Below are 23,116 nucleotides of genomic sequence, written 5' to 3'. Positions count from 1 at the left end.
GCATAACCCCTCTGCCACCTGCGCAGGGGGGATAACCCCGAATTTTCTGGAGTTTTACCCCATGGCTAAAATCGCCCCGCAACTGCCTATCGAAGTCGACAGCGAAACTGGTGTCTGGACTTCCGATGCATTGCCGATGCTGTACGTGCCGCGTCACTTCTTCGTCAACAACCATATGGGGATCGAAGAAGTTCTGGGCGCTGACGCATACGCCGAGATTCTCTACAAAGCCGGCTACAAATCCGCCTACCACTGGTGCGAGAAAGAAGCTGAATGCCACGGCCTGGAAGGCGTTGCGGTGTTCGAACACTACATGAAGCGCCTGTCGCAACGCGGCTGGGGCTTGTTCAAGATCCAGGACATCGATCTGGAAAAGGGCACTGCCAGCGTCAAGCTTGAGCATTCGGCGTTCGTTTACGTCTACGGAAAAGTCGGGCGCAAGGTCGATTACATGTTCACTGGTTGGTTCGCCGGTGCCATGGACCAGGTGCTGCAAGCCAAGGGTAGCTCGATCCGTACCGTTGCCGAGCAGGTTTACGGTGGTTCGGAAGAAGGCCACGACGACGGCCTGTTTACCGTCAAGCCGTTGTAAGTCGAGGTTTCCGTCATGGCTTTCGAAGCAATGTTTCAGCCGATCCAAATCGGCAAACTGACTATCCGCAACCGCGTTCTCAGTACTGCACACGCCGAGGTCTACGCCACTGATGGCGGTATGACTACCGACCGTTACGTGAAGTACTACGAGGAGAAAGCCAAGGGCGGCATCGGCCTGGCCATTTGTGGCGGTTCCTCCAGTGTGGCCATCGACAGCCCGCAAGGCTGGTGGAAATCGGTCAACCTGGCCGACGACCGGATCATCCCGCACTTCCAGAATCTCGCTGACGCCATGCACAAGCACGGCGCCAAGATCATGATTCAGATTACCCACATGGGTCGTCGCTCGCGTTGGGACGGCGATCACTGGCCGACCCTGCTGTCGCCGTCGGGCATCCGTGAACCGGTGCACCGCGCGACCTGCAAAACCATCGAGCCTGAAGAAATCTGGCGCGTGATCGGCAACTACGCCAGCGCAGCGGCACGGGCCAAGGCCGGTGGTCTGGACGGCGTTGAGTTGTCAGCTGTGCACCAACACATGATCGACCAATTCTGGAGCCCGCGCGTCAACAAGCGCACCGACGAATGGGGCGGCAGCTTCGAAAACCGTATGCGTTTTGGTATGGAAGTGATCAAGGCTGTGCGCAAGGAAGTCGGCCCTGACTTCTGCGTCGGTCTGCGGATCTGTGGCGACGAATTCCACCCTGATGGCTTGAGCCATGAGGACATGAAGGAAATCGCCAAGTATTACGACGCCACCGGCATGATCGATTTCATCGGTGTGGTCGGCTCGGGGTGTGACACCCACAACACCCTGGCCAACGTTATCCCGAACATGAGTTATCCACCGGAGCCGTTCCTGCACCTGGCGGCCGGTATCAAGGAAGTGGTCAAGGCCCCGGTTTTGCACGCACAGAACATCAAGGACCCGAACCAGGCGACACGGATTCTGGAAGGCGGCTACGTCGACATGGTCGGCATGACCCGCGCGCACATCGCTGACCCGCACCTGATCGCCAAGATCAAAATGGGCCAGATTGACCAGATCAAGCAATGCGTCGGCGCCAACTATTGCATCGACCGTCAGTACCAGGGTCTGGACGTGCTGTGCATCCAGAACGCTGCGACCTCCCGTGAATACATGGGCGTGCCGCACATCATCGAAAAATCCACCGGCGTGAAACGCAAAGTGGTGGTGGTCGGTGCCGGTCCTGCCGGTATGGAAGCGGCGCGTGTGTCGGCGGAACGTGGCCACGACGTGACCCTGTTTGAGAAAAAAGAATTCATCGGCGGGCAGATCACCACCGCCTCGAAAGCGCCACAGCGCGACCAGATCGCCGGTATCACCCGTTGGTTCCAGTTGGAGCTGGCGCGTTTGAAAGTCGACCTGCGTCTGGGTACGGCAGCCGACGCGGCAGCCATCCTCGACCTGCGTCCGGATATCGTAGTGCTGGCAGTCGGCGGTCATCCGTTCCTTGAGCAGAATGAACACTGGGGCGCGGCTGAAGGTTTGGTGGTCAGCAGCTGGGACATCCTCGACGGTAAAGTTGCACCGGGCAAGAACGTGCTGGTCTACGACACCATCTGTGAATTCACGGGTATGTCGACCGCTGACTTCCTCGCCGACAAAGGCAGCCAGGTCGAGATCGTCACCGACGACATCAAGCCAGGCGTGGCCATTGGCGGTACGTCGTTTCCGACTTACTACCGCAGCATGTACCCGAAAGAAGTGATCATGACCGGCGACATGATGCTGGAAAAGGTCTACCGCGAAGGCGACAAGCTGGTGGCGGTGCTGGAAAACGAATACACCGGCGCCAAAGAAGAACGCGTGGTGGATCAGGTGGTGGTCGAGAACGGCGTGCGTCCTGATGAGGAAATCTACTACGCGCTGAAGGAAGGTTCGCGCAACAAAGGCCAGATCGACATCGAAGCCCTGTTCGCGATCAAGCCACAGCCTTCGCTGAGCCAACCGGGTGACGGCTACTTGCTGTTCCGTATTGGTGACTGCGTGGCCCAGCGTAATACGCACGCCGCCATTTACGACGGGCTCCGGCTTTGTAAGGATTTCTAAACCATTAGATCTTTCCCACGCTCTGCGTGGGAATGCCTCATGGACGCTCCGCGTTCGCTCTTGATGTGACGCAGAGCGTTATGGGCTGCACTCCCACGCAGAGCGTGGGAACGATCATAGACCCCGTGGTCTTTGGGAGCTTCACCATGTTGAACACCCTTCTTCCCATTCTGCTGTTCGCTGCCCTGGCCTTGGCCGTGTTGGGCGCGGTGCGGCGGATGATGCTGTGGCGCAACGGTCGTCCGGCCAAGGTCGATATCCTTGGCGGTCTGCTGTCGATGCCCAAGCGCTATATGGTCGATTTGCACCATGTGGTGGCGCGGGACAAATACATTGCCAACACCCACGTTGCGACGGCGGGTGGTGCGGTTGCATCCATCGTGCTGGCGATTCTGGTCCACGGTTTTGGCCTGCATAACCGCATCCTCGGTTACGCGTTGCTGTTGATGTCGGCGGTGATGTTTGTCGGCGCAATCTTCATGTACCTGCGTCGTCGTAATCCACCGGCTCGCCTGTCGAAAGGCCCGTGGATGCGTCTGCCGAAAAGCCTGATGGCGTTTTCTGCCTCCTTCTTCCTGGTGACCCTGCCGGTCGCGGGCATCCTGCCTGAAGACTTTGGCGGCTGGGTGTTGGCTGTCATCCTCGGCGTCGGTGTGCTGTGGGGCGTTTCTGAATTGTTCCTTGGCATGACCTGGGGCGGGCCGATGAAGCACGCCTTCGCCGGCGCCTTGCATCTGGCCTGGCACCGTCGCGCCGAGCGTTTTGGCGGTGGCCGTTCCACCGGCTTGAAACCACTGGACCTGAGCGACAAGACCGCGCCGCTGGGCGTGGAAAAACCCAAGGACTTCACTTGGAACCAACTGTTGGGCTTCGACGCCTGCGTGCAGTGCGGTAAGTGCGAAGCTGCTTGCCCTGCTTACGCCGCCGGCCAGCCGCTGAACCCGAAAAAACTGATCCAAGACATGGTGGTCGGCCTCGCTGGTGGCACCGATGCCAAATTCGCTGGCAGTCCGTACCCTGGAAAAGCGATTGGCGAACACGGCGGCAACCCGCATCAACCCATCGTCAACGGTCTGGTCGACGCTGAAACCCTGTGGTCCTGCACCACCTGCCGCGCGTGCGTGGAAGAGTGCCCGATGATGATCGAGCACGTGGACGCCATCGTCGACATGCGTCGTCACCTGACCCTGGAAAAAGGCGCGACACCGAACAAAGGTGCCGAAGTCCTCGAAAATCTGATCGCCACCGACAACCCGGGCGGTTTCGCGCCGGGCGGGCGGATGAACTGGGCGGCGGATCTGAACCTCAATCTGATGAGCGAGAAGAAAACCGTCGACGTGCTGTTCTGGGTCGGCGACGGCGCGTTCGACATGCGCAACCAACGCACCTTGCGCGCGTTCGTCAAAGTGTTGAAAGCGGCCAACGTCGACTTCGCCGTGCTCGGTCTCGAAGAGCGCGACAGTGGCGACGTCGCCCGCCGTTTGGGCGATGAAGCGACGTTCCAGATGCTCGCCAAGCGCAACATTCAAACGCTGGCCAAGTACAACTTCAAACGCATCGTCACCTGCGATCCGCACAGCTTTCATGTGTTGAAAAACGAATACGGCGCCTTCGACGGCAACTACGTCGTGCAGCACCACAGTACCTACATGGCGGAACTGATCGGAGCCGGTTCACTGAATCTGGGCCAGCACAAAGGCACTAGCGTGACCTATCACGACCCGTGCTACCTCGGCCGTTACAACGGCGAATACGAGGCGCCGCGTGAGGTACTGCGTGCACTGGGGATCGAGATCAAGGAAATGCAGCGCTCCGGTTTCCGCTCCCGCTGCTGCGGTGGCGGCGGCGGAGCGCCAATCACTGACATTCCGGGCAAACAACGGATTCCCGACATGCGCATGGAAGACATCCGCGAAACCGGCGCCGAGCTGGTGGCTGTGGGATGTCCACAGTGCACAGCGATGCTTGAAGGTGTGGTCGAGCCTCGGCCGTTGATCAAAGACATTGCCGAGCTGGTGGCCGATGCGTTGCAGGAAGGCACTGTTGCCGCCAGCAAGCCGGCCCCGGCCAAGCGCCAACCTGCGGAGGTGCATTGATGAGCGACATTATCCGCCGCGACCCACGCGCCGAATGGATCGCCCGTAACCGCTTGCACCCGTTGCACGCCGCCATGCAGCCAGCGCTGACCAGCTGGATGGGTCCTAACGGCCTGATCCGCAAGAACGTGCATGGCCTTGGTTTTATTGGCCCCAACGGCATCAAGCGAATCGACCGCAGTGGCGCGCAGCAGGGCGGGGCGGTGAAACGTTCGGCCGCTGCCGAAGTGCAATTGCCGCTGCATCAAATCCTGCAGCCGGCGTTTTATATCTGCGTCGCCCCGGACATGGTCGGCGGCCGCTTGAGCAGTCACGACCGCGACCTGCTGGGCCTGGCGCACAGCATGGCCGGCAAAGACGGTGCGGTGTTGGCCGTGGTGTTTGGCGAACACAAAGAAACGACGTTTGCGCTCGCTGGCGTTGACCGTTTGCTGGTACTGGAAGGTAACGAGTTCAACGGTTATGCACCTGAGCAACGGGTCCAGGGCCTGCGGGCTGTGGATAACCAGTTCAGCCCGCGTCACTGGTTGCTGCCTGACAGCCGCACCGGCGGTGGTGAATTGGGTCGGCGCTTTGCCGCCAGCCTGGGCGAACGTCCGGCGACGCGGGTCTGGCAAGTCACCGAAAATCAGTGCATCGGCCGCGCTGGTGCTGGTCGCGAAGACCTCGCTCGTCCGTTGGCGCGGGTGATTCTGGCCGCTGTCGAATGCGCCGAACCGGTCAGCGAAACCCGTCACGAAGCGCTGCCGGTGGAGTTATCCACAGCTGTTGCGCGCAGCCTTTCGCGTATCGAGGACCTTGGCGCTGTCGCTGTCGATCCGGCGGCGATTCCAATGGCCGAAGCCGAATTCATTTTCTCCGGCGGCAACGGCGTGAAGGACTGGGACTTGTTCCATCGTACCGCTGCCGCACTGGGCGCCACCGAAGGCGCATCCCGCGTGGCGGTAGACGATGGCTACATGGCACGTGACCGGCAGGTCGGCGCCAGCGGCACTTGGGTCACTGCGCGAGTCTACGTGGCTGTTGGTATCTCGGGCGCGATTCAGCACCTGCAAGGCATTGGCGCCTGCGACAAGGTGGTGGCAATCAACCTCGATCCAGGCTGCGACATGATCAAACGGGCTGACCTGTCGGTGATTGGCGAAAGCGCCGAGATCCTTAAGGCGCTGATTGCCGCTATCGAGGCTTACCGCAACGAGGCGAAACGCGATGCCGCATAACTCCCATGCTTCCCCTGTGAATAACTCCACAGTGAATGTGATCAGCCTCGTATCCATTGGCTCGCACCCGACTTCCGGCCGGCCACGTCGCGCTGAGCAGGATGCACGTGCAGTCGAACTGGGCCTGCAACTGGCTGGGGATAACTTGCAGGTGCTGCACGCCGGCAATGTCGAGGAGCCTGCGCTGCGGGCCTACCTCGGCATGGGCCTGGACGAACTGCATGTGCTGGAACAACCGGAAGGCGCTGACGCCTTGCCGGCACTGACCGACTACCTGCGTGACGCCAACGCGCAAGTAGTGCTGACTGGCAGCCAGGCGGAAACCGGCGAAGGCTCAGGCATGTTGCCGTTTCTGTTGGCGGAAAAGCTCGGCTGGCCTTTGGTGGTTGGTTTGGCCGAGGTCGAATCCATCGCCAATGGCGTCGCACATGTGCTGCAAGCATTGCCCCGTGGTCAGCGCCGTCGTTTGAAAGTACGCCTGCCGTTTCTCGCGACTGTGGATAACGCTGCGCCGAAACCACGGCAAAGTGCCTACGGTCCGGCTCAGCGTGGGGTTTTGCAGCCAGAGCAGGTGGAAGTGGTGGTGGACGAGTTACTCACAGGCTCTGCGCTGCAACCTGCCAAACCGCGTCCAAAGCGCTTGAAAGTGATCAAAGGCAAAAGCGGCGCTGATCGTATGAAGGCTGCAACGGCCAAGGCGAGCGGCGGTGGTGGGCAGGTGCTTAAAGGTGTTAGTGCGGAAGCGGGTGCTGAGGCGATTTTGAAATTGTTGATTGAAGAGGGTGTGGTTCGCTAGAGCGATCACATCATCATCTGTAGGAGCTGCCGAAGGCTGCGATAAGGCCGGCACGGCTTTCCAGCCGTTGCAGAGGGATCGCAGCCTTCGGCAGCTCCTACAGGGCACTGTGCTGTTAACAACTTGCCCACAATCTCTGTTAGCGCTTCTGTGGATAAGATGTTCGCTGTCGGCTACAGGCCTTATATTCAATAGCTTACAGCTGTTTGTACAAAAAACGATCAATCTCCTGCCTCTATACCGTGTGGATAAACTCCTCATGCATTTCCTGTTATCCACACTTGCCCACAATCTCTGTTAGCGCTTCTGTGGATAAGGTGTTCGCCATCCTCTGCGGGCCATATAAAACGTGGCCTTGAGCAATATGATCAAAAAACAACCAGCTTCGTTCGAGAAAGGCCTTTCTGAATAAGTCACGGTTTTTTATGGGTTTTTCCACAGGCGAAAACCGACTTTCCCACAATTGCTGTGGGTGGAGCTGTGGATAAGTTGTTGGTCGAAGGCTGGGAGGTGCTGCGGGGTTGGTGTGCGCGGGTATCGATCAAATATTGAACAGTTCAAGCGCTGTTGTGACTGGATGATCGCATCGCGGGCAAGCCCGCTCCTACATGGGGTGCAATTCCTGTAGGAGCCGGGATTGCCCGCGATGGCGTCAGATCAAACGCTAACGCTATCAGCCGTGATCAACCGCCACGCCTTTCAAATACGGCGCAGGTTCAGCGCCGAGGTTTTGCAGCAGACGAGCGCTGTACCAGTCGATGAAGTTAACCACGCCGAACTCATACGTCTTGGAGTACGGGCCTGGCTGGTACGCGGTGGAGTTGATCCCGCGCTGGTTTTCTTCGGCCAGACGACGGTCTTGGTCGTTGGTGGCGTCCCAAACCTGGCGCATGCGCTCTACGTCGTAGTCCACGCCTTCAACCGCGTCTTTGTGCACGATCCACTTGGTGGTGACCATGGTTTCTTGCGCGCTGATCGGCCACACGGTGAAGACGATGATGTGGTCGCCCATGCAGTGGTTCCAGGAGTGCGGCAGGTGCAGGATGCGCATCGAGCCCAGGTCCGGGTTCTTGATGCGGCCCATGAGCTTTTTGCTGCCTTGTTTGCCGTCCATGGTCATCGACACGGTGCCTTTGAGCAGCGGCATGCGCACGATGCGGTTACGCAGGCCGAAGCTGGCGTGGGCGTAAGGGATCTTCTCGGCTTCCCAGGCGGCGGCGGAGTCGGCGACGTGGTCCTTGAAGGCCTGGTCGGCCCGTGGGTCGGTAACATCGTCCCATTCCAGCAGGGTTTTCAGCAGTTCCGGGTGCGACGCGTTGCAGTGGTAGCACTCGCGGTTGTTTTCCAGCACCAGTTTCCAGTTGGCTTTCTCGAACAAGGTGGTGGTGATGGCCACCTTGGTGTTCTCCATGTCGTACGGTTCCATGTAGTGATCCAGCGTCTGCAGGAACTCGTCGATGGCTGGAGGATTTTCCGACAGGCTAATGAAGATGTAGCCGCCTGCAGTTTTCACATTCACTGGCTTGAGGCCGTACTGCTTCATGTCGAAGTCGTCGCCCATTTCAGTGCCGGCGAACAACAGGCGACCGTCCAGCTCGTAGGTCCACTGGTGGTAGTGGCAGACCAGCTTGGCGACCTTGCCTTTATCGCTGGTGCACAGACGCGAGCCACGGTGGCGGCAGACGTTATGGAAGGCGTGAACCTTACCTTCGGCGCCGCGAATCACGATGATCGGGTTCTTGCCGATTTGCAGGGTGATGTAGTTGCCCTTGGTCGGGATCTCGCAGGTCATGCCGGCGATCAGCCACTCTTTCTGAAAGATTTCCTGCATGTCGATTTCAAAAAGCCGTTCATCGCTGTAGAAAGGCTGCGGCAGCGAGAAGGTGCGTTCGCGGTTCTGCAGCATTTCGGCGGTGGCCTTGCGTGCAGGCTCCAGCGTATCGCCCAGGCTCAAGTTTGCAGTGACGTCCATCTTTCAAGTCCTCATGACCGTTTTTGAGCGGTCGACGAATGTGGCTAATACGGTTCTTTTGGCTGTAATGCACGCAAGGCGTCGGTTCTTTTGCCGCTCACGCTTACGAATAACAATGACGCATCTATTTAGCGAAGAGTGTGGGGTCGCGCGCTGACTTAACCTTATCCATGGGCGACATGGCCGAATCCGTTTCCGACGCGCTAACCCCGGTCGTTGGGGGCTGGTCGCGATAAGTATGCCGATGTCGCTGATAGGTAAGTGGTCAGACTGCGCCTTACGCAGAATCCGCAACATAAGGCCGACATTCGGCTGTGGAGATCAGCATGTCCAACAGTTTCCTCAATCCGGTCAATACCCAGACATGGGCGAATGGCCGTCACCCGGTTCGTGTGGTCAAGGTGATCCAGGAAACCTGGGACGTGCGCACCTTCTGTTTCATGGCTGATCAGCCGATCATGTTCTTCTTCAAGCCGGGGCAATTCGTCACCCTGGAGCTGGAAATCGACGGCGCGCCGATCATGCGCTCGTACACCATCTCCAGCTCGCCGTCGGTGCCGTACAGCTTCTCGATCACCATCAAGCGGGTGCCGGGCGGCAAGGTGTCGAACTGGCTGCACGACAACCTGCAGGAAGGCGCAGAAATCGCCGTGCACGGTCCGGTCGGCTTGTTCAACGCCATGGACTTCCCGAATCCGAAAGTGCTGTACCTCAGTGGCGGCGTGGGCATCACCCCGGTCATGTCGATGGCGCGCTGGTATTTCGACACCAACGGCAACGTCGATATGGCCTTCGTCCACAGCGCCCGTTCGCCGAAAGACATCATCTACCGCCGCGAACTGGAACACATGGCGTCGCGGATCGAAAACTTCAGCCTGCACCTGGTGTGCGAAAAACACGGCTCAGGTGATCCGTGGGCAGGCTATCGCGGTTACCTGAGCCAGAAGATGCTGGAGCTGATGGTTCCGGACTTCATGGACCGCGAAGTGTTCTGCTGCGGTCCGACGCCGTATATGTCGGCGGTCAAGCGCCTGCTCGAAGCCAATGGCTTCAACATGGCGCACTACCACGAAGAATCCTTTGGTGCGACACCCCCTGAAGCGCGCGCTGATGCGGTGGATCATGCTGAGCAGGCGGCGAACGAGCCGGCAGTCGATCTGGCCGATCAGCATCAGGTTGAGTTCGTATCAGCGGGTAAGAGCATTCGTGTCGCGCCCGGTGAAACCGTACACGCAGCCGCGTCGAAACTTGGCCTGCTGATCCCCAAAGCCTGCGGCATGGGTATCTGCGGGACCTGCAAAGTGATGAAGCTGGGCGGGGAGGTAGAGATGGAACACAACGGCGGGATCACCGAAGAGGACGAAGCCGAGGGCTACATCCTGTCGTGCTGCAGCGTACCGAAGGGTGATGTGCGGATCGATTTCTAAACCGCGCAGCATTCATCGCGAGCAAGCCCGCTCCTACAGGTTTATTGCGTCCTTGTAGGAGCGGGCTTGCCCGCGATGGCGGAGTGTCAGGCACTCCACCTCAATTACAAATGAAACCGCGAAACCAGGTTATTCAGGTCCAACGCCAGGCGTGACAGCTCACCGCTGGCGGCGCTGGTCTGATCGGCGCCGGTCGATGACTGCACTGACAAATCGCGAATATTCCCCAGGTTGCGATCCACTTCGCGGGCCACTTGTGCCTGTTCTTCCGCCGCGCTGGCGATCACCAGGTTGCGTTGGTTGATCTCGATGATCGCCGCGTTGATCGCTTCCAGTGCCCGGCCAGCGCCCTTGGTGATATCGAGTGTCGACGCCACGCCTGAAGAGCTGTTGCTGATCGAGGCCACCGCTGATTCGGCGCTGGTCTGGATGTTGCCAACCATGCGTTCGATTTCGCTGGTCGACTGCTGTGTGCGATGGGCCAGTGCGCGAACTTCGTCGGCCACCACGGCAAAACCACGCCCGGCTTCCCCGGCACGCGCCGCTTCGATGGCGGCGTTGAGCGCCAGCAGGTTGGTCTGGTCGGCCAGGCCGCGAATCACGTCCAGCACCTTGCCGATGTCCCGCGAGTCATCCGCCAGCTTGCTGATAACGGTTGACATGCCTTGCACGTCGGTGGTCATGGACTCCATGGCGCTGAGATTTTTTTGCACCAGTTCGCGACCTTCGCCGGCCGAGGCGGTCGCTTCTTTCGAGGCGTCGGAGGTGCTCACCGCGTTGCGTGCGACTTCTTCCACAGCGGTGGTCATCTGATTCACGGCGGTCGCCGCCTGCTCGATTTCCTGATTTTGCTGCTGCAAGCCGCGAGCGCTTTCTTCAGTGACCGCGTTCAGCTCTTCAGCGGCAGACGCGAGCTGCGTGGCGGAGCCGGAAATCCGTTGCAGGGTATCGCGCAGTTTTTCCTGCATCTTCTGCATGGCTGCCAGCAGTCGACCGGCTTCATCACGGCTGGTGATCTTGATCGGATGGGTCAGGTTGCCCTCAGCGATGTCTTCCGCCGCGGCCAGTGCTTCAGCCAAGGGTTGCGTGATGCTGGTGGTCAGCAGCCACGCAAACAATACGGTCAGCGCGGTGGCGATCACCAGCAGTGCGACCACCATCTTGAATGCCCAGGAATACTGGCTGGCGGACTGCTTGTTGGTCTCACCGGTCTGGCGGTCGTTGATTTCGATCAGCTTGCTCAGTACCTGGTTAATCTCGTCGGAATTCGCCAGCAGATCGGTGTTGATCAGATCCCGCAATTGATCGATCTGGTTCGCCTTTGACAGCGCTGCCATTTTATTTTCAAGCTGGTGATAGGCCGCCAGTTTCTGCACGTATTGATCGTAGGTCGCACGCTCTTCCGGGCTTTGAATCAATTTTTCGTAGATGTCCTGTGCCGCGCGGATTTGCTCGTTGCGCTGTTTGAACAGTTCGAGGGTTTTGTCTTCGACGCCCGGCTCACGGTTGAGCAGCAAGCGGAACGAGAGGGTGCGCTGGCGATAGGAGATTTTCACCATCTCGCTCAGGCTTTTGAAACTGGGAACGCTGGAATTTTCGATATCGACGGCGGCTGAGCGGATATCGCTCATCTGGGTCAGCGCGCAGATGCCGAGGATCAGCATCAGGCCCCCGATCAAGGCAAATCCGAGGAACGCGCGCGAAGCGATATTCATATTACGGAGTGACATGGGATATTCCAGGCAATGATTCTTATGTAATGCCTATCGGTCGAAAACCCTAAGTCTTGAGGGGCGCGGTAGCATTTTGACGTAAAAAATATGGCGCATGGCCATTATTGCGATTTCACTACAAAATCGTCTGCGAAGAGGCAAAAAAAACGCCGCGAACCTTTCGGTCAGCGGCGTTCTTTTTACTGCACACCATCAAACCGTGTGCAGGTACCAGTTGTATTCAAGGTCGGAGATGGAGTGTTCGAACTCTTCCAGCTCGCTTTCCTTGCAGGCGACGAAGATATCGATGTATTTCGGGTCGATATAGCGCGCCATGATTTCACTGTCGTCCAGCTCGCGCAGGGCATCGCGCAGGTTGTTCGGCAGGCTTTGTTCGTTTTGCTCGTAGGAGTTGCCTTCGACCGGGGCGTTTGGCTCGACCTTGTTGGTCAGGCCGTGGTGCACGCCTGCAAGCACGGAGGCCAGCAGCAGGTATGGGTTGGCATCGGCACCGGCGACCCGGTGTTCGATACGTACGGCATCGGGCGTGCCGGTTGGAACGCGCAAGGCGACCGTCCGGTTGTCCAGGCCCCAGCACGGCGAGTTCGGCACGTAGAACTGTGAGCCGAAACGACGGTAGGAGTTTACGTTAGGGCACAGGAACGCCATTGAAGCCGGTAGGGTCTCGAGCACACCGCCGATCGCATGACGTAATGCGGCGTTCTGCTCGGGATCCTCGCTGGTGAAGATGTTCTTGCCATCGCGATCGAGGATCGAGATGTGGACGTGCAGACCGTTACCCGCCTGGCCCGGATAGGGTTTGGCCATAAAGGTCGAATCCATCTCGTGGTCGTAGGCGATGTTCTTGATCAGACGCTTGAGCAGTACCGCGTAGTCGCAGGCCTTGATCGGGTCGGCAACGTGGTGCAGGTTGACTTCAAACTGCGCCGGGGCACTTTCCTTGACGATGGCGTCTGCCGGGATGCCTTGTTCCTTGGCACCTTCCAGAACGTCCTGGAGGCAGTCGACATATTCGTCGAGGTCGTCGATCAGGTAGACCTGAGTCGAGTGAGGGCGTTTGCCGGAAATCGGCGAGCGCGGAGGTTGTGGGCGACCGTTCACGTTCTCCTGATCGATCAGGTAGAACTCCAGTTCGAATGCGGCACAAATAGTCAGGCCCAATTCATCGAACTTGGCGACGACCTGGCGCAGTACTTCGCGTGGGTCGGCAAAGAAGGGTGTGCCTTCGAGTTCGTGCATGGTCATCAGCAGTTGCGCGGTTGGGCGCTTTTGCCAAGGCTCATTGCACAGGGTGCCAGGGATCGGATAACAGATTCGGTCAGCATCACCGATGTCCAGACCCAGACCGGTGCTTTCCACCGTCGAGCCATTGATATCCAGGGCAAATAAAGAGGCAGGCAGATTGATGCCTTTCTCGTAAACCTTATGGAGGCTGGTGCGCTCGATGCGCTTGCCGCGCACCACACCATTCATATCTGCAATCAGAAGGTCAACGTACAGAACCTCAGGATGTTCCTTAAGGAACGCGTTCGCTTCGTTAAGCTGAACGGCACGCGGGGGTACCGACATGATGCAACACCTTTGTTGTTAAAAATATCAATCAACAAGCTTTACGGGATCCAGTCAATCCGAAAGCCATGATGAAGTCAATAGAGCCGTTTTTTGCCTTATAAAAGCGCATAAATGCCATTTTTGCGGCAATTTAGGGCAAAAAACACACTTTGGAGGGCCGGTGATCTGCGGGCTTGAGCAGGCTGTGTTCTATTTTTTACGGGGGTGTTGTGTAAAAAAATGAACAAGGCTAAGCTCGAACGCAACCCATAACAGCAATAATACCGGGGGGTCTCATGTCTCGCCTGCCGTTAATCGGCGTGACCGCCTGCACCAGGCAGATCGGTCTGCACAGCTACCACACCAGCAGTGACAAGTACGTCCGTGCCGTTTCCATCGCTGCCAAGGGGCTGCCGCTGATTCTGCCGTCACTGGCAGAATTAATTGACACCGACGACCTGCTTGCCAGTGTGGACGGGCTCTTGTTTACCGGCTCGCCCTCCAATGTCGAACCTTATCACTATAGCGGGCCAGCCAGTGCTCCGGGCACTGCGCATGATCCTGCGCGCGACCACACCACCTTACCGCTAATTCGTGCTGCCGTGGCGGCCGGCGTGCCTATTCTCGGGATTTGTCGCGGGTTTCAGGAAATCAACGTCGCGTTCGGCGGCAGCCTGCACCAGCGCGTTCACGAAGTTGGAACCTTCATGGATCATCGTGAAGAACAAAATGAACCCGTCGAAGTCCAGTACGCGCCTCGCCATGCCCTGCATGTGCAGCCTGGTGGCGTGCTGTCGAGCCTCGGGCTGCCGAGCGAAATTCGCGTCAATTCAATTCACGGCCAGGGCATCGACCGCCTGGCGCCGGGCCTGCGCGTCGAGGCGCTGGCCCCGGATGGACTGGTCGAGGCCATTTCAGTCAACCAGGCTGGCGCAGGATTTGCGTTGGGCGTGCAGTGGCACCCCGAGTGGCAAGTGGCTTCCAACCCGCATTACCTGGCCATCTTCCAGGCCTTTGGCGATGCGTGTCGAAAACGGGCAACACAACGCGACGCAGCCGCGTCAAAAAGCGCCTGAACCCCAAAAGGGGCAAGGGCTATTACCTCCTGAGGTATTTATGAGTACCAACCTCGACCAGCTCACCGATTGGTTGAAAGAGCACAAGATCACTGAAGTCGAATGCATGATCAGCGACCTCACCGGCATCACCCGCGGAAAGATCTCACCGACCAATAAGTTCATTGCTGAAAAGGGCATGCGCTTGCCCGAGAGTGTGTTGCTACAAACGGTTACCGGCGATTACGTCGAAGATGACCTCTATTACACGCTTCTGGATCCGGCGGACATCGATATGGTCTGCCGCCCTGACCAGAATGCGGTGTTCCTGGTGCCATGGGCCATTGAACCGACCGCGCAGGTGATCCACGACACCTACGACAAGCAAGGCAAGCCGATCGAATTGTCGCCGCGCAACGTGTTGAAGAAAGTGTTGCAGCTCTACACCGATCGCGGCTGGCAGCCCATCGTGGCACCGGAGATGGAGTTTTACCTGACCAAGCGATGCGACGACCCTGACTTCCCGCTGCAGCCGCCCATCGGCCGCTCGGGTCGCCCGGAAACCGGTCGCCAATCTTTCTCTATTGAAGCCGCCAACGAATTCGATCCACTGTTCGAGGACGTCTACGATTGGTGCGAACTGCAGAACCTGGACCTCGATACGCTGATCCACGAAGACGGCACGGCGCAGATGGAAATCAACTTCCGTCACGGCGATGCCTTGTCGCTGGCCGATCAGATTCTGGTGTTCAAACGCACCATGCGCGAAGCCGCATTGAAGCACAACGTCGCCGCGACCTTCATGGCCAAACCCATGACTGGCGAGCCCGGCAGCGCGATGCACTTGCACCAGAGCGTGATCGACATCGCCACCGGCAAGAGCATCTTTTCCAACGATGACGGCAGCATGAGTGAACTGTTTCTGTGCCACATCGGTGGCCTGCAGAAGTTCATTCCCGAGCTGCTGCCGTTGTTCGCGCCGAACGTCAATTCGTTCCGCCGTTTCCTGCCCGACACCTCGGCGCCGGTGAACGTCGAATGGGGCGAAGAGAACCGTACCGTAGGCCTGCGCGTACCGGATGCCGGACCGCAGAATCGCCGGGTGGAGAACCGTCTACCGGGCGCGGACGCCAACCCGTACCTGGCCATCGCCGCCAGTCTGTTGTGCGGTTACATCGGCATGGTCGAAGGGCTCAGCCCAAGTGCGCCGGTAGTGGGGCGTGGTTACGAGCGGCGCAATCTGCGCCTGCCGCTGACCATCGAAGATGCACTGGAACGCATGGAAAACAGCAAGACCATCGAGAAGTACCTGGGCGAGAAATTCATCGTCGGCTACGTCGCCGTCAAGCGCGCCGAGCACGAGAATTTCAAGCGAGTGATCAGTTCCTGGGAGCGTGAGTTCCTGCTGTTCGCGGTCTGATGGTGATCAGCGTCGCGGTGGTTTTTATTCAGCCACCGACGGCGCGACTTTAAATACGGAGATAGCGGTATGAGCAACAACAAGAATCCACAAACCCGCGAATGGCAGGCCCTGAGCAGCGACCACCACCTGGCGCCGTTCAGCGACTTCAAGCAATTGAAAGAGAAAGGCCCGCGCATCATCACGCGCGCAGACGGCGTTTATCTGTGGGACAGCGAGGGCAACAAGATCCTCGACGGCATGGCCGGTCTCTGGTGTGTTGCCATCGGTTACGGTCGTAGCGAACTGGCGGATGCCGCCAGTAAACAAATGCACGAATTGCCCTACTACAATCTGTTCTTCCAGACCGCGCACCCACCCGTACTGGAATTGGCCAAGGTCATCTCCGACATTGCGCCCGAAGGCATGAACCATGTGTTCTTCACCGGTTCTGGCTCGGAAGGCAACGACACCATGCTGCGTATGGTCCGCCATTACTGGGCGATCAAAGGCCAGCCGAACAAGAAAGTCATCATCAGCCGCATCAACGGTTATCACGGTTCTACCGTGGCCGGCGCCAGCCTGGGCGGCATGACCTACATGCACGAACAGGGCGATTTGCCGATTCCGGGCATCGTCCACATCCCGCAGCCGTACTGGTTCGGCGAGGGGGGCGACATGACCCCGGACGAATTCGGCATCTGGGCGGCCGAACAGTTGGAACACAAGATTCTCGAGTTGGGCGTGGATAACGTCGGCGCTTTCATTGCCGAGCCGATCCAGGGTGCCGGCGGCGTGATCATTCCTCCCGACACCTACTGGCCGAAGATCAAAGAGATCCTCGCCAAGTACGACATTCTGTTCGTCGCCGATGAAGTGATTTGCGGTTTCGGTCGTACCGGTGAGTGGTTCGGTTCCGATTTCTACGACCTCAAGCCGGACATGATGACCATCGCCAAGGGCCTGACCTCGGGCTATATCCCGATGGGTGGGCTGATCGTGCGCGATGAAGTGGTCAAGGTGTTGAACGAAGGCGGTGATTTCAACCACGGATTTACCTATTCCGGTCACCCGGTGGCGGCGGCGGTCGCACTGGAAAACATCCGCATTTTGCGTGATGAAGAGATTGTCGAAAAAGTGCGTGCAGAAACGGCACCCTATTTGCAGAAGCGTTTACGTGAGCTGAATGATCACCCCTTGGTGGGTGAGGTTCGGGGCGTTGGTCTGTTGGGGGCAATCGAGTTGGTGAAGAATAAAACCACTCGTGAACGTTATACCGACAAGGGCGTCGGGATGATTTGCCGACAGTTCTGCTTCGATAACGGTTTGATCATGCGCGCCGTGGGCGACACCATGATTATTTCGCCGCCACTGGTGATCAGCTTTGCCGAAATTGATGAGCTGGTGACCAAAGCTCGCAACTGCCTGGACCTGACCTTGCGTGCATTGCAAGGCTAGGTGCTAGGCTCAGCCAGGGAATTGCGTTATCGGGTGAGTGAACACAGGTCCGATGTGACAGTTTTCACACACGTTGATGATCAGGCTATTTGTAACAAGCAAGGTACATAGAACATGGCGGGTATGCGGTCTTGAAAGCCCGCCCATGAACTTGCCAGACTATGAATGTTTCAATCACTGCTACCCACGGTTAGTGTTCAAATAATGGAGCTGTACGCATGAAGATATTTGGCAAGACCCTCCTCGCCTTGTCCCTGATGGGCGCAGTAGCCGCAGCTGCTCAGGCCGACGACAAAGTTCTGCACGTTTACAACTGGTCCGACTACATCGCTCCGGACACCATCGCGAATTTTGAAAAAGAGTCGGGCATCAAGGTCGTCTACGACGTCTTCGACAGCAACGAAACCCTGGAAGCGAAGTTGCTGGCCGGCAAATCCGGTTACGACATCGTGGTCCCGTCGAACAACTTCCTGGCCAAGCAAATCAAGGCCGGCGTTTATCAGGAGCTGGACAAGTCCAAGCTGTCCAACTACAAAAACCTGAACGCCTCGCTGCTCAAGGCTGTTTCTGTCAGCGACCCGGATAACAAACACGGCTTCCCGTACATGTGGGGTTCGATCGGTATCGGCTACAACGCCGAGAAGGTCAAAGCTGCGTTGGGTGCAGACGCTCCGGTTAACTCCTGGGACCTGGTGTTCAAACCAGAGAACGCTGCCAAGCTGAAAGCCTGTGGCATCAGCTTCCTCGATTCGCCAACCGAAATGATGCCGGCTGCCCTGCATTACCTCGGTTATAAAACCGATACCCAGGACAAGAAAGAAATCGCTGCGGCTGAGGCGCTGTTCCTCAAAGTGCGTCCGTCGATTGCTTACTTCCACTCGTCCAAGTACATCTCCGACCTGGCCAACGGCAACATCTGCGTAGCAGTCGGTTACTCGGGTGACGTTTACCAGGCCAAGGCACGCGCTGCCGAAGCCGGTGACAAGGTCAAGGTCAGCTATAGCATTCCGAAAGAAGGTGCTGGCAGCTTCTACGACATGGTTGCCATTCCGAAAGACGCCGAGAACGTTGAAGGCGCTTACAAATTCATGAACTTCCTGCTGAAACCGGAAGTCATGGCCTCCATCACCAACAGCGTTCACTTCCCGAACGGTAACGCCGCCGCCACACCATTGGTTGACGAAGATATCCGTAACGACCCAGGTGTTTACCCACCGGCTGACGTGCAAGCAAAACTGTACGCCATCGCTGACCAACCGGCCCCAGTCCTGCGCGAGCTGACTCGCAGCTGGACCAAGATTAAATCCGGTAAGTAACACTTCCGTGTAGGAGCGGGCTTGCCCGCGATAGCGGAGTATCTGGTAAGCCGCGTCAAATTGATCGCAGGCAGCCAGCTCCTACAGCGGTTTCCGAAGAGGGCCACCCATGTCGGTTTCTTTATTTCGCAACACCTTGCTGGCGGCAGCAGGTTTGACGCTGGCGTTCAGCGTGCAAGCCGCGTCTACCGTACGCATTTATAATTGGTCGGATTACATCGGCGAGACCACGCTGGCTGATTTCGAAAAAGCCACCCAGATCAAACCGGTGTACGACGTTTTTGACTCCAACGAGACACTGGAAGGCAAGCTGCTGGCGGGGCACACCGGGTACGACGTTGTTGTGCCGTCAAACCACTTCCTTGGCAAACAAATCAAGGCCGGAGCGTTCCAGAAACTTGACCGTTCGCAACTGCCGAACTGGCCGAACCTGGACCCGGCGTTGCTCAAGCGTCTGGAAAAGAACGACCCGGGCAACCAGTACGCAGTGCCGTATCTATGGGGCACTAACGGTATTGGCTACAACGTCGATAAAATCAAGGCTGTGCTCGGCGTCGACAAGATCGATTCCTGGGCCATGTTGTTTGAGCCGGAGAACATCAAGAAGCTGTCCAAATGTGGCGTGGCGTTCCTCGATTCCGGGGATGAGATGATCCCGGCGGTGCTCAATTACATGGGCCTGCCGCCGAACAGTCAGAACCCGGAAGACTACAAAAAAGCGGAAGCCAAGTTGTTGGCGATACGGCCCTACGTCACCTACTTCAACTCGTCGAAGTACATCACCGACCTGGCCAATGGCGACATCTGCGTCGCGGCCGGCTTCTCTGGCGATGTGTTCCAGGCCAGAGCCCGGGCGAAGGAAGCGGGCAAGGGCGTCAACGTGGCGTACGCGATTCCGAAGGAAGGCGGCAATCTGTGGTTTGACATGCTCGCGATACCCAAGGATGCAAAAAATGTCAAAGAGGCCCACGCCTTCATCAACTTCCTGTTGAAACCTGAGGTGATTGCTCAGGTCAGTGACTCAGTGGGCTACGCCAACCCGAACCCCAAGGCTGGCGATCTGATGGATCAGAAAGTACGCACCGACCCTGCGGTTTATCCGCCGCAAGAGGTGTTGGACAAGCTTTACGTCAATGCCGAGCTGCCGCCCGCGGTGCAACGCTTGATGACCCGCAGCTGGACTAAGGTCAAGTCGGGCAAGTAAAAAATCCAGGCCCGACTCTATTGGTCGGGCTGCAAATTTTGTTGGGAGTTTCACCAAATGGCAGTTGCCTCCGGCGCCTACAAGAAAACCCTCGAAGGTGGTCAGCAACCTAAACAGGTGCTGGTCAAAATCGACCGGGTCACAAAAAAGTTCGACGAGACGATTGCCGTGGACGATGTGTCCCTGCAAATCAACAAGGGCGAGATCTTCGCCTTGCTCGGCGGCTCAGGTTCAGGAAAGTCCACGCTGTTGCGCATGCTCGCGGGATTCGAGCGGCCAACCGAGGGACGCATTCTTCTTGATGGTGTAGACATCACTGACATGCCGCCGTACGAGCGGCCGATCAACATGATGTTCCAGTCCTACGCGTTGTTCCCGCACATGACCGTGGCGCAGAACATCGCCTTCGGCTTGAAGCAGGACAAGATCCCGTCGGCGGAAGTCGATGCTCGCGTGGCGGAGATGCTCAAGCTGGTGCAGATGAGCCAATACGCCAAGCGCAAGCCGCATCAACTGTCCGGTGGTCAGCGTCAACGGGTCGCTCTGGCGCGCTCGCTGGCGAAGAAACCAAAGTTGCTGCTGCTCGACGAACCGATGGGCGCACTGGATAAAAAACTGCGTTCACAAATGCAGCTGGAACTGGTGGAAATCATCGAGCGAGTCGGTGTGACCTGCATCATGGTGACCCACGACCAGGAAGAGGCCATGACCATGGCCCAGCGCATCGCGATCATGCACTTGGGCTGGATCGCCCAGATCGGCAGCCCGATCGATATCTACGAAACCCCGACCAGCCGACTGGTCTGCGAATTCATCGGTAACGTCAACCTGTTCGAAGGCACGGTGGTCGATGACGCCGAAGGTCACGCGCTGATCAGCAGCCCGGAACTGGAGCGTAATATCTTCGTTGGCCACGGTGTCAGTACGTCGGTGGAAGATAAAACCGTCACCTACGCCATTCGTCCCGAGAAGCTGCTGGTCACCACCGAGATGCCGACCTGCGAACACAACTGGTCGCGCGGCAAGGTGCATGACATCGCTTATCTCGGCGGCCACTCGGTGTTCTACGTCCAGTTGCCGTGCGGCAAACTGGTTCAGTCCTTCGTTGCCAATGCTGAACGTCGTGGCGCGCGGCCGACCTGGGACGACGAAGTTTACGTCTGGTGGGAAGACGACAGCGGCGTGGTATTGCGGTCATGAAAAACAAAAAATTCCAGAGCGCTTTGACCCGAATAATTCCCGGTGGCCGGCAGATGGTCATCGGGGTTCCGTTTATCTGGATGTTCCTGTTCTTCATGCTGCCGTTCTTCATCGTGTTGAAGATCAGCTTTGCCGAAGCCGACGTCGCGATCCCGCCTTACACCGAGATCTACAGCTTCGTTGAACAGAAATTTTCGCTGATTCTCAACCTTGCCAACTACGCGATGCTCGGCGACGACGACCTGTACCTCGCCGCGTACCTGGGCTCGTTGAAGATGGCGTTCTTCAGCACCCTGTTGTGCCTGTTGATCGGCTATCCGATGGCCTATGGCATTGCTTCGGCCGCCAAGGATCGTCAAACCGTGTTGCTGCTGCTGATCATGATGCCGACCTGGACCGCGATCCTGATTCGCGTGTATGCGTGGATGGGCATCCTCAGCAACAACGGCCTGCTCAACGCGTTCCTGATGTGGACCGGCCTGATCACCGAGCCGCTGCAGATTCTGAACACCAACATCGCGGTTTATATCGGCGTTGTGTACTCGTACCTGCCTTTCATGATCCTGCCGCTGTTCGCCAATCTGGTGAAACACGACGCGAGCCTGCTGGAAGCCGCTTCCGACCTGGGTTCGAGCACCTTCAACAGCTTCTGGAAAATCACCGTGCCGCTGTCACGTAACGGGATCATTGCCGGTTGCATGCTGGTGTTCATTCCGGTGGTCGGTGAGTTCGTGATCCCGGAACTGCTGGGCGGTCCGGAGACCTTGATGATCGGTAAAGTCCTGTGGCAAGAATTCTTCAATAACCGAGACTGGCCGGTGGCGTCTGCGCTGGCGGTGGTGATGCTGGCGATCCTGATCGTGCCGATCATTCTGTTCAACCGTAGCCAGGCCAAAGAACTGGAGGCAAAAGCATGAAGGGCTTCAAGTTCTCGAAACTGATGCTGGTATTGGGATTGACCTTTATCTATGCGCCGATGGTCATCCTGGTGATCTATTCGTTCAACGCCTCGAAACTGGTGACGGTGTGGGGCGGTTGGTCGATCAAGTGGTACGTCGGCCTGCTGGATAACACCCAACTGATGAGCTCGGTGGTGCGTTCGCTGGAGATCGCCTGCTACACCTCGGTCGCGGCGGTGGCCTTGGGTACGATGGCGGCGTTCGTTCTGACCCGGGTCGCGCGCTTTAAGGGCCGGACCTTGTTTGGTGGCCTGGCGACCGCACCGCTGGTGATGCCGGAAGTGATCACCGGTCTGTCGTTGTTGCTGCTGTTCGTGGCCATGGCACAGATGATCGGCTGGCCGCAGGAGCGCGGCATCGTCACCATCTGGATCGCTCACACCACGTTCTGCGCGGCCTATGTGTCGGTGGTGGTCTCGGCGCGCTTGCGTGAGCTGGACCTGTCCATCGAAGAGGCGGCCATGGACCTCGGTGCGCGGCCGTGGAAGGTGTTCTTCCTGATCACTATCCCGATGATTGCGCCATCGCTGGCGGCCGGTGCGATGATGTCCTTCGCCCTGTCGCTGGACGATCTGGTACTCGCCAGCTTCGTCTCCGGGCCGGGCTCGACGACCTTGCCGATGGAAGTGTTCTCGGCCGTGCGTCTGGGGGTGAAACCGGAAATCAACGCGATTGCCAGCCTGATTCTGTTGGCGGTATCGATTGCCACCTTCCTGGTCTGGTTCTTCACTCGCCGTGCCGAAGAAATGCGCAAACGCGCGATTCAACAGGCCATCGAGGAAGCAGCAGCCGACTCCTGGAAACAACCTGACGCGCGTCGTGCGCCGGCGCCGCAGGAGATTGAACCGGCCTGACATCGCTGTGGTTGGGCTATCTGCGAATGGCTTGAAACCGCCTTCGCAGCGGTGCGGCGATCCGATAAGCCTGCTCCCACAGGCTTGCGTGCCCCAATGTAGGAGCGGGCTTGCCCGCGATGGCGTCGTGTTAGGCTACACCGGGTAAGGCTGATCGCAGGCAAGCCAGCTCCTACAGAACATGGTTGTCGTTAACTCCTTGGGCTCT

General features: G+C 58.2%; 17 protein-coding genes. 14 read left to right on the top strand and 3 right to left on the bottom strand.

The features are described 5' to 3' along the window. Positions 1-61: 61 nt before the first annotated feature. From ACF0H7_RS29820 to ACF0H7_RS29800, 5 genes are all read left to right on the top strand, one after another. The gene (locus tag ACF0H7_RS29820; RefSeq protein ID WP_397450376.1) at positions 62-592 is read left to right on the top strand and encodes a DUF5943 domain-containing protein; all 531 of its coding nucleotides are present in this window, start codon (positions 62-64) and stop codon (positions 590-592) included. Between the two features lie 15 nt (positions 593-607). Then, positions 608-2,668, top strand: coding sequence for a dimethylglycine demethylation protein DgcA (gene dgcA, locus ACF0H7_RS29815; RefSeq protein ID WP_397450375.1), 2,061 nt, complete (start codon positions 608-610; stop codon positions 2,666-2,668). Between the two features lie 146 nt (positions 2,669-2,814). Beyond that, a complete protein-coding gene (gene dgcB, locus ACF0H7_RS29810; RefSeq protein ID WP_397450374.1) occupies positions 2,815-4,764 on the top strand; it encodes a dimethylglycine demethylation protein DgcB in 1,950 nt (649 codons plus the stop codon). Continuing rightward, the gene (locus tag ACF0H7_RS29805) at positions 4,764-5,984 is read left to right on the top strand and encodes an electron transfer flavoprotein subunit alpha/FixB family protein (RefSeq protein ID WP_397450373.1); all 1,221 of its coding nucleotides are present in this window, start codon (positions 4,764-4,766) and stop codon (positions 5,982-5,984) included. The genes dgcB and ACF0H7_RS29805 overlap by 1 nt, the downstream gene beginning before the upstream one ends. Positions 5,985-6,000: 16 nt before the next feature. Next, positions 6,001-6,780, top strand: coding sequence for an electron transfer flavoprotein subunit beta (locus ACF0H7_RS29800; RefSeq protein WP_397450372.1), 780 nt, complete (start codon positions 6,001-6,003; stop codon positions 6,778-6,780). A gap of 673 nt (positions 6,781-7,453) precedes the next feature. Here ACF0H7_RS29800 and gbcA read toward each other — a convergent pair. Next, positions 7,454-8,752 carry a glycine-betaine demethylase subunit GbcA gene (gene gbcA / locus ACF0H7_RS29795; protein WP_397450371.1) on the bottom strand — a complete coding sequence of 433 codons (1,299 nt, stop codon included), beginning with the start codon at positions 8,750-8,752 and terminating at the stop codon, positions 7,454-7,456. A 326-nt stretch (positions 8,753-9,078) separates the two neighbouring features. Here gbcA and gbcB point away from each other — a divergent pair, with 326 nt between their 5' ends. Then, positions 9,079-10,179: a glycine-betaine demethylase subunit GbcB gene (gbcB, locus tag ACF0H7_RS29790; protein ID WP_397450370.1), complete on the top strand. Its 1,101-nt coding sequence runs from the start codon at positions 9,079-9,081 to the stop codon at positions 10,177-10,179. Positions 10,180-10,283: 104 nt separating this feature from the next. Here gbcB and ACF0H7_RS29785 read toward each other — a convergent pair whose 3' ends face one another. Continuing rightward, positions 10,284-11,909: a methyl-accepting chemotaxis protein gene (locus ACF0H7_RS29785; protein WP_397450369.1), complete on the bottom strand. Its 1,626-nt coding sequence runs from the start codon at positions 11,907-11,909 to the stop codon at positions 10,284-10,286. A 195-nt stretch (positions 11,910-12,104) separates the two neighbouring features. Further along, on the bottom strand, positions 12,105-13,481 hold the full coding sequence (locus tag ACF0H7_RS29780) for a glutamine synthetase family protein (RefSeq protein ID WP_397450368.1): 1,377 nt from the start codon (positions 13,479-13,481) through the stop codon (positions 12,105-12,107). Between the two features lie 278 nt (positions 13,482-13,759). On the opposite strand from ACF0H7_RS29780, the gene ACF0H7_RS29775 reads away from it, so the two are divergent. The 8 genes from ACF0H7_RS29775 to ACF0H7_RS29740 all read left to right on the top strand — a co-directional run bounded on the left by ACF0H7_RS29775 (position 13,760) and on the right by ACF0H7_RS29740 (position 22,908). Then, positions 13,760-14,539 (top strand): gamma-glutamyl-gamma-aminobutyrate hydrolase family protein, encoded by a 780-nt coding sequence (locus ACF0H7_RS29775; RefSeq protein WP_397450367.1) that lies wholly within the window; start codon positions 13,760-13,762, stop codon positions 14,537-14,539. Positions 14,540-14,579: 40 nt separating this feature from the next. Then, a complete protein-coding gene (locus ACF0H7_RS29770) occupies positions 14,580-15,938 on the top strand; it encodes a glutamine synthetase family protein (protein ID WP_397450366.1) in 1,359 nt (452 codons plus the stop codon). A gap of 69 nt (positions 15,939-16,007) precedes the next feature. Continuing rightward, positions 16,008-17,375, top strand: a complete 1,368-nt coding sequence (locus ACF0H7_RS29765; RefSeq protein ID WP_397450365.1) for an aspartate aminotransferase family protein — start codon at positions 16,008-16,010, stop codon at positions 17,373-17,375. Between the two features lie 218 nt (positions 17,376-17,593). Beyond that, the gene (locus ACF0H7_RS29760) at positions 17,594-18,691 is read left to right on the top strand and encodes an extracellular solute-binding protein (RefSeq protein ID WP_397450364.1); all 1,098 of its coding nucleotides are present in this window, start codon (positions 17,594-17,596) and stop codon (positions 18,689-18,691) included. A gap of 109 nt (positions 18,692-18,800) precedes the next feature. Next, the gene (locus tag ACF0H7_RS29755) at positions 18,801-19,895 is read left to right on the top strand and encodes a polyamine ABC transporter substrate-binding protein (protein ID WP_397450363.1); all 1,095 of its coding nucleotides are present in this window, start codon (positions 18,801-18,803) and stop codon (positions 19,893-19,895) included. 57 nt (positions 19,896-19,952) lie between these two features. Beyond that, positions 19,953-21,095, top strand: a complete 1,143-nt coding sequence (gene potA / locus ACF0H7_RS29750; protein WP_397450362.1) for a polyamine ABC transporter ATP-binding protein — start codon at positions 19,953-19,955, stop codon at positions 21,093-21,095. A 35-nt stretch (positions 21,096-21,130) separates the two neighbouring features. Further along, positions 21,131-22,012, top strand: coding sequence for an ABC transporter permease subunit (locus tag ACF0H7_RS29745; protein WP_397454068.1), 882 nt, complete (start codon positions 21,131-21,133; stop codon positions 22,010-22,012). Further along, positions 22,009-22,908, top strand: coding sequence for an ABC transporter permease subunit (locus tag ACF0H7_RS29740; RefSeq protein ID WP_397450361.1), 900 nt, complete (start codon positions 22,009-22,011; stop codon positions 22,906-22,908). The genes ACF0H7_RS29745 and ACF0H7_RS29740 overlap by 4 nt, the downstream gene beginning before the upstream one ends. The last annotated feature ends 208 nt before the right edge of the window (positions 22,909-23,116 follow it).

It is taken from the genome of Pseudomonas sp. NA-150, assembly GCF_044336365.1.
Lineage (GTDB): Bacteria > Pseudomonadota > Gammaproteobacteria > Pseudomonadales > Pseudomonadaceae > Aquipseudomonas.
The sequence above is the reverse complement of the archived record's forward strand: the minus strand, read 5'-3'. Positions and strand labels throughout refer to the sequence as shown.

What these genes read in the sequence shown, in the direction of transcription:
- ACF0H7_RS29820 (WP_397450376.1), top strand. Translation starts at nt 62, where the DNA reads ATGGCTAAAATCGCCCCGCAACTGCCTATCGAAGTCGACAGCGAAACT.
- dgcA (WP_397450375.1), top strand. Translation starts at nt 608, where the DNA reads ATGGCTTTCGAAGCAATGTTTCAGCCGATCCAAATCGGCAAACTGACT.
- dgcB (WP_397450374.1), top strand. Translation starts at nt 2,815, where the DNA reads ATGTTGAACACCCTTCTTCCCATTCTGCTGTTCGCTGCCCTGGCCTTG.
- ACF0H7_RS29805 (WP_397450373.1), top strand. Translation starts at nt 4,764, where the DNA reads ATGAGCGACATTATCCGCCGCGACCCACGCGCCGAATGGATCGCCCGT.
- gbcA (WP_397450371.1), bottom strand. Translation starts at nt 8,752, where the DNA reads ATGGACGTCACTGCAAACTTGAGCCTGGGCGATACGCTGGAGCCTGCA.
- gbcB (WP_397450370.1), top strand. Translation starts at nt 9,079, where the DNA reads ATGTCCAACAGTTTCCTCAATCCGGTCAATACCCAGACATGGGCGAAT.
- ACF0H7_RS29785 (WP_397450369.1), bottom strand. Translation starts at nt 11,909, where the DNA reads ATGTCACTCCGTAATATGAATATCGCTTCGCGCGCGTTCCTCGGATTT.
- ACF0H7_RS29780 (WP_397450368.1), bottom strand. Translation starts at nt 13,481, where the DNA reads ATGTCGGTACCCCCGCGTGCCGTTCAGCTTAACGAAGCGAACGCGTTC.
- ACF0H7_RS29775 (WP_397450367.1), top strand. Translation starts at nt 13,760, where the DNA reads ATGTCTCGCCTGCCGTTAATCGGCGTGACCGCCTGCACCAGGCAGATC.
- ACF0H7_RS29770 (WP_397450366.1), top strand. Translation starts at nt 14,580, where the DNA reads ATGAGTACCAACCTCGACCAGCTCACCGATTGGTTGAAAGAGCACAAG.
- ACF0H7_RS29765 (WP_397450365.1), top strand. Translation starts at nt 16,008, where the DNA reads ATGAGCAACAACAAGAATCCACAAACCCGCGAATGGCAGGCCCTGAGC.
- ACF0H7_RS29760 (WP_397450364.1), top strand. Translation starts at nt 17,594, where the DNA reads ATGAAGATATTTGGCAAGACCCTCCTCGCCTTGTCCCTGATGGGCGCA.
- ACF0H7_RS29755 (WP_397450363.1), top strand. Translation starts at nt 18,801, where the DNA reads ATGTCGGTTTCTTTATTTCGCAACACCTTGCTGGCGGCAGCAGGTTTG.
- potA (WP_397450362.1), top strand. Translation starts at nt 19,953, where the DNA reads ATGGCAGTTGCCTCCGGCGCCTACAAGAAAACCCTCGAAGGTGGTCAG.
- ACF0H7_RS29740 (WP_397450361.1), top strand. Translation starts at nt 22,009, where the DNA reads ATGAAGGGCTTCAAGTTCTCGAAACTGATGCTGGTATTGGGATTGACC.